The sequence below is a fragment of the Bradyrhizobium sp. Kon10 genome (assembly GCF_055807395.1).
The window spans coordinates 1-9,458 of record NZ_JBVVOZ010000066.1; the positions used below are offsets into that span (position 1 = coordinate 1).

10 protein-coding genes are annotated in these 9,458 nt (G+C 63.6%); 6 read left to right on the forward strand and 4 right to left on the reverse strand.

Annotated features, from left to right (window positions below; all coding sequences use genetic code 11):
- Positions 1-99 precede the first annotated feature (99 nt).
- Together AC0L2O_RS35750 and AC0L2O_RS35755 are read right to left on the reverse strand one after the other, a co-directional pair.
- Complete coding sequence (locus AC0L2O_RS35750) at positions 100-912, reverse strand: DUF2927 domain-containing protein (protein ID WP_473373063.1); 813 nt, start codon at positions 910-912, stop codon at positions 100-102.
- Positions 913-1,107: 195 nt separating this feature from the next.
- Positions 1,108-1,683 (reverse strand): L,D-transpeptidase, encoded by a 576-nt coding sequence (locus tag AC0L2O_RS35755; protein WP_369721227.1) that lies wholly within the window; start codon positions 1,681-1,683, stop codon positions 1,108-1,110.
- Positions 1,684-1,940: 257 nt separating this feature from the next.
- Here AC0L2O_RS35755 and AC0L2O_RS35760 point away from each other — a divergent pair, with 257 nt between their 5' ends.
- Complete coding sequence (locus AC0L2O_RS35760; protein ID WP_473373064.1) at positions 1,941-3,488, forward strand: acetolactate synthase large subunit; 1,548 nt, start codon at positions 1,941-1,943, stop codon at positions 3,486-3,488.
- Positions 3,489-3,615: 127 nt separating this feature from the next.
- Complete coding sequence (locus AC0L2O_RS35765; protein WP_369721229.1) at positions 3,616-4,134, forward strand: hypothetical protein; 519 nt, start codon at positions 3,616-3,618, stop codon at positions 4,132-4,134.
- Positions 4,135-4,202: 68 nt separating this feature from the next.
- On the opposite strand, the gene AC0L2O_RS35770 is transcribed toward AC0L2O_RS35765, so the two are convergent.
- Positions 4,203-5,741, reverse strand: a complete 1,539-nt coding sequence (locus tag AC0L2O_RS35770) for a peroxidase family protein (RefSeq protein ID WP_473373065.1) — start codon at positions 5,739-5,741, stop codon at positions 4,203-4,205.
- A gap of 574 nt (positions 5,742-6,315) precedes the next feature.
- Here AC0L2O_RS35770 and AC0L2O_RS35775 point away from each other — a divergent pair.
- The 3 genes from AC0L2O_RS35775 to greA all read left to right on the forward strand — a co-directional run bounded on the left by AC0L2O_RS35775 (position 6,316) and on the right by greA (position 7,904).
- Positions 6,316-6,684, forward strand: a complete 369-nt coding sequence (locus AC0L2O_RS35775; protein WP_473373066.1) for a hypothetical protein — start codon at positions 6,316-6,318, stop codon at positions 6,682-6,684.
- Positions 6,685-6,839: 155 nt separating this feature from the next.
- On the forward strand, positions 6,840-7,355 hold the full coding sequence (locus AC0L2O_RS35780) for a hypothetical protein (protein ID WP_473373067.1): 516 nt from the start codon (positions 6,840-6,842) through the stop codon (positions 7,353-7,355).
- 66 nt (positions 7,356-7,421) lie between these two features.
- Positions 7,422-7,904 carry a transcription elongation factor GreA gene (gene greA, locus AC0L2O_RS35785; protein WP_473373068.1) on the forward strand — a complete coding sequence of 161 codons (483 nt, stop codon included), beginning with the start codon at positions 7,422-7,424 and terminating at the stop codon, positions 7,902-7,904.
- 33 nt (positions 7,905-7,937) lie between these two features.
- Here the strand turns inward: greA and AC0L2O_RS35790 are convergent, their stop codons facing one another.
- Positions 7,938-8,294, reverse strand: a complete 357-nt coding sequence (locus tag AC0L2O_RS35790; RefSeq protein ID WP_473373069.1) for a hypothetical protein — start codon at positions 8,292-8,294, stop codon at positions 7,938-7,940.
- 355 nt (positions 8,295-8,649) lie between these two features.
- Here AC0L2O_RS35790 and AC0L2O_RS35795 point away from each other — a divergent pair, with 355 nt between their 5' ends.
- Positions 8,650-9,333, forward strand: coding sequence for a hypothetical protein (locus AC0L2O_RS35795; protein ID WP_473373070.1), 684 nt, complete (start codon positions 8,650-8,652; stop codon positions 9,331-9,333).
- Positions 9,334-9,458 lie beyond the last annotated feature (125 nt).

Consider the following 9,458-nt stretch of genomic DNA (forward strand, 5'->3'; position numbering starts at 1 on the left):
TCGACCATGCTTGGCTCACCTCGCTAGAATCAGCCATGATTCAAAGAATCACGTGCAACCGATTGTGCAAAGCCCTCACAGGGGGAGAGGGGAAGCGTCTCATTCCTTCAGATCATTCACCCGCTTCACCCAGGCGCGCACATCCGCGAGCACTTCGGGCAGCAACGCCCTGACCTCCAGCACCGTCATTCCCGCCTTGACGCGGGGGTCGTACAGCAAATTGAGGATGTACTGGTCGTAGACATCGAAATAGCCCATCGAGACGTTGTCGTTGAACATGGTCCAGGCCACGCTCGAGGTGTCGTTGATCGGGCCGAGCGATTGCAACAGCTCCTCATAGGCGCAGTCGAGGAAGGTGAAGTCGCCATTGTCGACGGTGAGGATGACGTCGGAATGCTCGATCTCGAAACTGTCGTTCTTGCGGAAGCCGGACAGGCATTGCGGATCGAGCGAGGTGCGGATCTCGCGGGCCCTCTCCGCGCCGTAGAAGCTCGCGATGGTGCGGTAGAGATCGCGGTCGCGCACCAGCTTCACCCGCACGTTCGCCGCCTCGCTGGTATCGGTCATGGCGATGTCGAGATGCTGCACGCGCGTGCCGATGTCGGCCACGACCCTGGCGAGCTGCGCCTTGCGGTCGGCGCGGTCGGTCTCGGCAAACACGCGCACGGGTCCGTCGAATTTGCGGATGCGGTCGACGCGGCCGGCGAGGTGGTATTCGGCGCCGAATGCGGTCTTCAGAAAGCCGTCGACGATCTCGGCGTCGGTAAAGCTCTTCTTCTCGGCACGCTGGCGCGAGGCGATCGCGGGCAGTTCGCCCGCGGCCATCGCAGCGGTCTCAGGCACGAGCATGAGCACTGCGAGCGCCAGCAGGGCGATGCGAAGGACAGGCGCGGGCGGATCCAATGCACTCATCGTCGCGCGACGCTGCCGCATTCGCGAGACCCGCACAAGCCCGCAGATTCATGCGCGCGCGGGTTACACCTAGGATCAGGCGCTCGTAGGGTGGGCAAAGCGTAGCGTGCCCACCATTCTAATCCAGTCCGCGGACACATGGTGGGCACGGCACAGGTGCGCCTTTGCCCACCCTACGGAAGCCCGCGCAAGGCTCTAATTGTTGAGCACGACCACCGTGGTGCCGACCGAGACGCGGCCATAGAGGTCGGTGACGTCGTCGTTGGTCATGCGGAAGCAGCCCGAGGAGACCGCTTGGCCGATCGTCTCCGGCTCGTTGGAGCCGTGGATGCGGTAGAGCGTCGAGCCCAGATACATCGCGCGCGCGCCGAGCGGATTCTCGATGCCGCCCTTCATGTGGCGCGGCAGGTCCGGCCGGCGCGCGATCATCTGCGACGGCGGCGTCCACTCCGGCCACTCCTTCTTCGCGGTGATCCTGTGCACGCCGCCCCAGCGGAACCCGTCGCGGCCGACGCCGATGCCGTAGCGCAACGCCTGGCCGCCTCCCAGCACCAGATAGAGCCGGCGCTCGGCGGTGTTCACCACGACCGTGCCCGGCGCGTAATTGGTCGGATACATCACGGTCGAGCGCGGGATCGAGCTCGCGCCACCGCCGAGAAATCCGCCGGAACTGGTACCCGTGAAGTCTACCATCCCCGCCGCGGATACGCCGCTCGCGCCCGTCACCAAAAGCGCCATTGCGGCGACCGACGCGGCCAAAAACCGGAACATTGTCTACCTCCCGGGAAAATCGATTCAATACAACTCTCAGAGGCCATATTCGCTGGGATTTCGCAAGCCCCGGCCCGGCGAGCGTCGCAACGTGATGGCGTCGCCGTTAGCGAATCCGTAAACCGTGACCGTCAAATTGAACGGCGAGGTCCGCAGCCGCGGGGCCGGGCAGGGCAGCAATGCCGCCGAATGCTTTGACGAAGACGGCGAACAATGTTTGATCGGCCGTGGATCTCATGGCTGCGGGAGTTGTCACGATGAACGGTGCGGAAAGCCTGGTGCGGACGATGGTCAAGGGCGGGGTGGACGTCTGCTTCACCAACCCCGGCACCTCCGAGATGCATTTCGTCGCAGCGCTGGACCGCGTGCCCGGCATGCGCTGCGTGCTCGGCCTGTTCGAAGGCGTGGTGACGGGGGCTGCCGACGGCTATTTCCGCATGAAGGGCACGCCGGCCTCGACGCTGCTGCATCTCGGCCCCGGCCTCGCCAACGGCCTCGCCAATCTGCACAACGCCAAGAAAGCGAATTCCGGCATCGTCAACATCGTCGGCCAGCACGCGGTCTACCACATCGCCTACAACGCGCCGCTGACCTCCGACATCGAGGGCCTGGCCCGGCCGATGTCGTCCTGGGTCCGCACCTCGCCCGATTCCAGATCGGTCGCCGCCGACGGTGCCGCGGCGATCGCCGCCGCCAAAAGCGCCCCGCCGCAGATCGCGACCCTGATCCTCCCGGCCGATACCGCCTGGAACGAGGCCGACGGCGTCGCCGAGGTGCCGGCCGAGCAGCAGCGCGCCAGCTATTCGCCGCAGGCGGTCGAGCAGGCCGCAAAAATTCTCCACGGCGACGGCGAGGGCACGCTGCTGCTGATGACCGGCAGCGCGCTGAGCGAAAAGGGCCTGGCGCTGGCCGAGCGCATTGCCGCCAGGACCGGCTGCACCGTGATGGGCCCGACTTTCCGCCCCAGGATGGCGCGCGGCCGCGGCCGCTTCTCGATCGACCGAATCCACTACGTCATCGAGAACGCGCTGCCGATGTTGGCCAAATTCCGTCACATCGTGCTGGTCGAGTCCGACGATCCCGTGGCGTTCTTCGCCTATCCGAACAAGCCGAGCATGCTCAAGCCCGCGGGCTGCGACGTGCACCGCATGACCTCCTGGGGCGAGAATTCGGTCGCCGCACTCGAAGCGCTCGCGGGCACGGTGAAGGCGAGCGCCAAGGACGTCAAGCCGCAAGCCTCGGCTGAGCTGGTCAAGCCGACCGGCGCGCTCACTCACGCCTCGATCGCGCAGGCGATCGCGTATGCGATCCCCGAGAATGCGATCATGATCGACGAGTCGCTCACCACCGGCCGCGCCTTCTTCCCGCCGACCGCGGCCGCCGCCCCGCATGATTGGCTCCAGAACATGGGCGGCTCGATCGGCTTCTCGACGCCGCTCTCGATCGGCGCCGCGATCGCCTGTCCGGACCGCAAGGTGATCTGCATGGTCGGCGACGGCAGCGCGATGTACACCATCCAGTCGCTGTGGACCCAGGCGCGGGAAAATCTGAACATCGTCACCATCGTGTTCGCCAACCGCATCTACCAGATCCTGCGCGGCGAGTTCGACAATGTCGGCGCCGGCGAGCCCGGCCAGCGCGCCAACGACATGCTCAGGCTTGACCGGCCGACGATGGATTTCGTGGCGCTGGCGAAGGGCATGGGCGTGCCCGGCCGCGCCGTGACCAATGCCGACGAGTTCAACAAGGCGCTGGCCGAAGCCGTCGCCGAGCCCGGTCCGCGGCTGATCGAAGTCCAGATGTAGGGGCACCTGCAAAACGGAGTGATGCGTAGCCCGGATGGAGCGCAGCGTAATCCGGGACGCCGTGGATTTTGCGAGAACCCGGATTGCGCTACGCTCCATCCGGGCTACGATTGGGCCCGGGGGCAACATGCAGACCGAGCTGAACAAGGTGATTGCGGCGCTCCGGGAGTTCTACGCGCAGGAATCGTTCCTGTTCGAGAAAGACGTCGGCGAGCGCGCGATCACGCACCGCTTCGCGGTCTATCTGGAGCGGCAGTTTTCCGGCTGGGCCGTCGATTGCAACTACGACCGGCTCGGCGAGCGCACGCTGCATCTGCCGCACGGCACGATCATCTCGACCGACGACCACCTGGGCAAGTCGATCTATCCCGACGTCGTCGTGCATCAGCGCGAGATCCCGAACAATCTGCTCACCATCGAGATCCGCAAGGCCAGCAATCACACGCCGCTGGAGCACGACCAGCAGAAGCTGAAGGCGATGACCGACGCGCATGTCTGGTTCGCCTATTGGATCGGCGTGTTGCTGGTGCTGGACAAGCACAATGCGACGACGTCCGAGGTCTATGTCGGCGGCCTCGTCGAACCGCAGCTCTCGCGCTGGTTCGCAGCCCGGCTGGAAGAGATAGGACCGGGCGCACCGCATTGAGACGTTGCGCCAACCAAAAAGCCGCCCGCGTCATGCGGGCGGCCTCTGCGTCCTCGTTCGTGGCAGGCTCAATGCAGGGGAGCACCCTGGCCCAGTGCGTAGGCCACGAAATCCCTGAGCGCGAAGTTGGGTCCCGTTACCGGTGCCCAATTCGGATCGAGCGACAGCACAGACGAATTGTCGCCGAACATCATGCCGAGGAAGACTTCGGCGACGATGCGTCCGCCCACCGGGCCGAGCTGGGGTGTATTGAGTGTCACCGGTGTGCCGGTGACAGGGATCGTCACCGCGGTCTGGAATTGCCGCGCCTCGGCCAGGATGTAGGTCCAGAGCGGGCAATTGCCCGCGAAGGCTCCGTTCGCGATCGACGCGATCGGGGTCTGCGGGTCGCCCGCTTCGGGATGGTCGACGGCCCGGCCGATGACGATCTGCTCGTCCGTCAGCGGCGTCACATGCATCGCCCTGGCGACCGCCTGCCCTGAAGGCAGGCCAAGCCGCCAGCTGCGTTCGAGATTGCGCAGCGCCAGCGACGCCGGATTCGAGGCGACCTCCGGCGGCAGCCTGCGCAGCGGATCGACCAGCGACGTATCGATGCGATAGGCGAACTGAAGCCGCCGCTTGTTGTCCGTACTGGTGCCGTCGCCGTCGACGCCATAGGCGCGCGTGTCGATGTCGATGAAGCGCCCCCAGTCGATGGCGCGTCCCGGACCCATGGCACGGAAGCCGGTCAGCGCGTTGTTGTCGGGATTGTTGGGATCGGGGAAGATCTGCAGCAGCATGTTGTCGGCGTCGTTGAGGCGATAGCCGGGGCGGATCATCGAATGTCCGAGCCGATAGGCTGCAACGGAAAACTCCACCGGCATGAACGGAAACGTCTTCCAGTGGTAGTAGGCGAGCTTGCTGCGATCGTACCGCCCGCCGGTCTTGAGATCGTTCAGCACGCTGGCATGGACGATGCGCGGCAGGAAGTCGTTCAGCACGACGTACTGATAGTGGAAGCGGACTCGCTGTTGCACGTCCTGGAACGAGAGGCTGTCATTGTCATCGATCATGCGGTTGTGGAAGCGCAGCATCAGTCCCTGCAGCTGCGAGACGATGCTGTTCTCGTCGTTGCGGGGATCGCCGATCAGCGCGCGGCCCTTGAAGCGCGGCAGGTCGTTGGCGTTGGAGACGCCGGCGCCGGTCAAGGTCTCGCCGAGCAGGAACTTGCCGCTGTTGTCGTACATGTAGGGCTGGTCGCCCGGACCGCGTCCGTAGACATTGTCCAGGTCGAATGAGGGAGTACGGAAATCGACGAGCCCGTCGGGATCCTGCTGCTTGGTCAACGAACTCACGGGATCGAAAGTGATGTCGTGATCGACGAACTGGCCGAAATAGGTGTAGAGCGCGGGAATCCCGCTCTCCTCCGCATCGGGGCTGTCCTTGGGTGCGTCGAAATCGCCGACCATGTTGTCGGCGAGCGCCGCGAGATTTCCGATGTTGTCGGCGTCGTTGGCGCCGAATTTCGCCGGCGTCAGATTGCGGAACATGCGGCCGAAGCGGCCTTGCGACAACGAGGAACGGGTGGCGTTCAAACCGCGGGGCGTAATGGCGTGACGAGTGCTCATAAAGTACCTCCATGAAAAGTTACGACGGCAAGCAACTAAAGCTAAAGTTGTTCGTCATGAAATATGCATGTGAGGCTAGATCGCGGAATCCGGCGCCGCAATGCGCGGCTTCACACATCGCGCGGCATCGATGCGGTTTCATGAACGAGCGCTACGTTCAAGCTGCGGATGTGTTTCGCGAATTCTTCCCGCGCTGGGACCGAATAACATTCTCGTCATCGAAACGAGCGACGTGAAGCAAGGTCAGCGACGCCGACCTAATCGCGAGACGATTGTGGTGGTGAACAGAGTATTCGCGTCAAACGTGTGGCCGCGTGCCTGCGGGCTCACGCGATGAAGTCTAACATCTCGCCGCAAAACGCGACCTCATCCTGACGGCCCGCCATTGGCGGGCGTCTCGAAGGATGGCCGCAAGCGAGCTTCCACGTTCGGCTATCGAGACACGCTGTCGCGCACTATGTGACCTCGCCCACAGTTTGCAGACCGGCCCCGCCCTATGGTCGGCGCACTTGCACGCGCCGATCCGGCGGGACTACGCTTCCCCCATTGGGGATCAGGTATTTTGGAGGTTCTGATGCACAAATCATATTGGCTCGCTGCGGCCGCAGCACTGGCACTCGTCATGCAAACGTCGTTCGCGTTGGCGCAGGCCGCTCCGGCCGCAGCCGGCACCGCGCCGGCAGCCGCGACCACCGCGCCACCTGCGGCGACCACTGCGCCGGCCGCGACCACCACCCCGGCGGCGACGACAACGCCGAGCGCCACCACTGACGCGTCGCAGTCGGCCGGCTCGAAGAAAACCGCCGAGAAGAAACCGGCAAAGAAGAAGATGACGCGGCAGCAGGAGATCGATCATTCGGTCGACAGCGGCACCGTGCCGGCGCGCTATCGCAGCTCGGTGCCGAAGGAGTATCAGCAATATATTCCGTTCGAGAAGCGATGACGGATGGTGCGGCGGCGCGAGGCGATTGGCCGCCGCGCCGCCGATGCTATCGACAATGGCCTTGCAAGGCGTTGCCATGCCGGCCCGGCATCCCCGGTGGCGCTCTGCGAGAGCGATGCTAGAGTAGGCCGACAGCCTGGGGGGAGTAAGGAGTCATGAGTGAGGACGCGAAGGATGCTGGCCTTGTCGCCATGATCAGCAGCATCCTGGGTGGTCACAAGCGCGCGGCAGAAAGTGTTGCACCGCCGCCGCTCACCGAGGGGCCTCCGACGGCGCCGAGCAACGGGTTTGAATGGGGCGAGCCGCCCACCCGCGATCCTGCATCGGCCAGGCCCGAGAACGAGCCCAACAGCGAGATCGAGTCGGAGAACGCCGACGCCGCACAGGCCATCGCGAAGCCGGTCGAGCCGCCCGCGAAGATCGCCACGACGCCGGACGGCAAGCGACTGCTGCCTGCGGAGGCGATCGCCGATCTCGTGCTCGGCGAGCTGCGCAAGCTGGAGAATTTTCCGGCGGCCGGCGCCTCCGTCACCGTCTACGGCTATCGGCACTGGAACGCTATGATCACCTTCGCGCCGTTCTCGACCAATTTCCAGAACGCGACCCGGTTCCGCAAGGCGTTGCCCGACCTCGTCTTCAGGCTGCGGCGCTTCGTCGAACTTGAGATATGATCCGGCAAATCACAGGACGGCGCGAACGCGCTGCCCTGAGCCAAACAGTTCGACAGGATTTTCAACTTGAGCGTCGCCTTTACCAAGGAAGAAAGCGCCGAAACCGCGTCCGAGACGCTGTTGCCGGATCGCCCGATCTCGCCGCATCCCAACCTGGTGACGGCGGCAGGCCTGCAGGCGTTGCAGACACAGCTCACTGAGGCGCGCCAGGCCTATGAAGCCGCGCAAGCCATCGAGGACGTCAACGAAAAGCGCCGGCAATCGGCCGTGCCGTTGCGCGACGCCCGCTATCTCGGCGAACGGCTGCGCACCGCGCAGCTCGTACCTGATCCAACATCGACCGACATCGTCGCCTTCGGCAGCACAGTGACCTTCAGCCGTCCCGACGGCCGCGTCCAAACCTATCGCATCGTCGGCGAGGACGAAGCCGATCCAAAGGCCGGCTCGATCTCGTTCGTCTCGCCGGTCGCGAGGTCGCTGATCGGGAAGGCGGTCGGCGACGTCGTGGGGGCGGGCAGCCAGGAGATCGAGATTCTGGCGATTGCGTAGCGGTGCGATTAGCGAGGAATCCCGTTGCCCCTCCTACTCTATCGTCGCATTCACCGTCATGACCGATCGGCCTGACCCGTAGGGGCCCTTGCCCTCGCCAAAGATGGCGAACGTATCGTTGCCCTTGTAACCGGATGCTGCGGTGTACCTGAACGTCGTAACGTTGATCTGCCTGAGCGTCCCGTGCGCAGGCTTCTGCGAAACGCCCGAGCTATGCATCGCTCCCGGAATTCGCATCGGGAAATTGCACGTTTCCCCCGACCTGACGGCGAAGTAGGCCGTCATGTCGACGCCAAACACGGACGGATGACCGGTGACACGGCACTCGGAGACGGCGAGGGCCGTAACCGGCGTCAGGCTCAGGACAGCAGCGACAGTCAAGATCCGCATGCTTGTCTCCCCGTGAGGATGAAGTGGCATCCGCGCAATTGATCCCGAAGCGTCGAGGCGACCATTGACGTGAATCAAGGTGTGGACTTGTGTCGACAAGGCGATTGAATAACCGACGTGCGAGTTTGCGCCGTTGGCCCCGAGCCGAAGAGCGCCTCAGCCGCCGATGTCCGCTGTCGCTGATAAACGGCCGCCCAGCTGAATTTGTCTCGACCGCAGCTTCTGACCCATACCGGAAGCCACATCCGCTTCATTCAAAATTGAGCATTCGACGTGTTATAGGTTGACGTAGTCAGTTCTTGCAACCTAGTGGCGCTTTCGAACCCAGCATCGGACCGTCACGCTTGAGCAATTTATGAAAGTCTGCCTAGTCGCGCTCGGAATATTAGCGGGCCTCGTGATCTTAGCGGTCGCGTTCTTCCGGCTCAACTTTTACGATATTCACGTGCGCTATCGCTTGACGGTCGAAGTTCAGGACGGAGACCAGCTCAAGACCGGGTCGAGCGTCATCGAAGCGCTCTACGACATCGAGCCGACTTGGTCTTGGAGCGGGCCCGGGAACTCCACCCGTGTCATAGGATATGCGCCCACCGTCGACCTCGGCGACAAAGGGCTTCTATTTCTGAGCTTCGCTAACGCGACACCAACCCCTGAGGAACGAGCTAGGTGGAGCGTATACTTTTGCGGAGCCGATAGCATGTATTGTCTTCCCTTCGAGGCTTACGGCCAACGTGATGTCCGCACCCATTACTACGATCGAGAGGCGTCGCTCAAAACCCTGCTACGACAAACTGGGCCGCGCGACGTACCATTTGTGGCGTTGCCAAAACTTGCTCGATTTCGGAACGGCGATGATCCGCGCCTGCTCGTGCATGTATCGCCCGACAATCTCGCCACAACTTTTGGACCTAATGTCCAGCTCAAGCGCGTTATCCTTCAATTAACCGACGACCCCATCACGCCGCCGCCGACGATTTGGCCGCAATGGTTGATGATCAAACATCAGAACACGATCCTTAGGGGATACGAAGCTGAGTGACGCGACGTATAACAGGACCCGGTTTGTGAGGAGTTTGATCGTCGGCTGTTGGCCCGAAGGCGAAGATCGCCGTCGTGTCCGGCACGTCGGCAGTCGAGGCCAGACCGGACCTCGGGCCGACGCGA

Bases quoted from the DNA above. Each gene is read 5' to 3' on its own strand.
- AC0L2O_RS35795 (WP_473373070.1), top strand. From the start codon at position 8,650: ATGAAAGTCTGCCTAGTCGCGCTCGGAATATTAGCGGGCCTCGTGATC.
- AC0L2O_RS35780 (WP_473373067.1), top strand. From the start codon at position 6,840: ATGAGTGAGGACGCGAAGGATGCTGGCCTTGTCGCCATGATCAGCAGC.
- AC0L2O_RS35790 (WP_473373069.1), bottom strand. From the start codon at position 8,294: ATGCGGATCTTGACTGTCGCTGCTGTCCTGAGCCTGACGCCGGTTACG.
- AC0L2O_RS35750 (WP_473373063.1), bottom strand. From the start codon at position 912: ATGAGTGCATTGGATCCGCCCGCGCCTGTCCTTCGCATCGCCCTGCTG.
- AC0L2O_RS35755 (WP_369721227.1), bottom strand. From the start codon at position 1,683: ATGTTCCGGTTTTTGGCCGCGTCGGTCGCCGCAATGGCGCTTTTGGTG.
- AC0L2O_RS35775 (WP_473373066.1), top strand. From the start codon at position 6,316: ATGCACAAATCATATTGGCTCGCTGCGGCCGCAGCACTGGCACTCGTC.
- AC0L2O_RS35770 (WP_473373065.1), bottom strand. From the start codon at position 5,741: ATGAGCACTCGTCACGCCATTACGCCCCGCGGTTTGAACGCCACCCGT.
- AC0L2O_RS35765 (WP_369721229.1), top strand. From the start codon at position 3,616: ATGCAGACCGAGCTGAACAAGGTGATTGCGGCGCTCCGGGAGTTCTAC.
- AC0L2O_RS35760 (WP_473373064.1), top strand. From the start codon at position 1,941: ATGAACGGTGCGGAAAGCCTGGTGCGGACGATGGTCAAGGGCGGGGTG.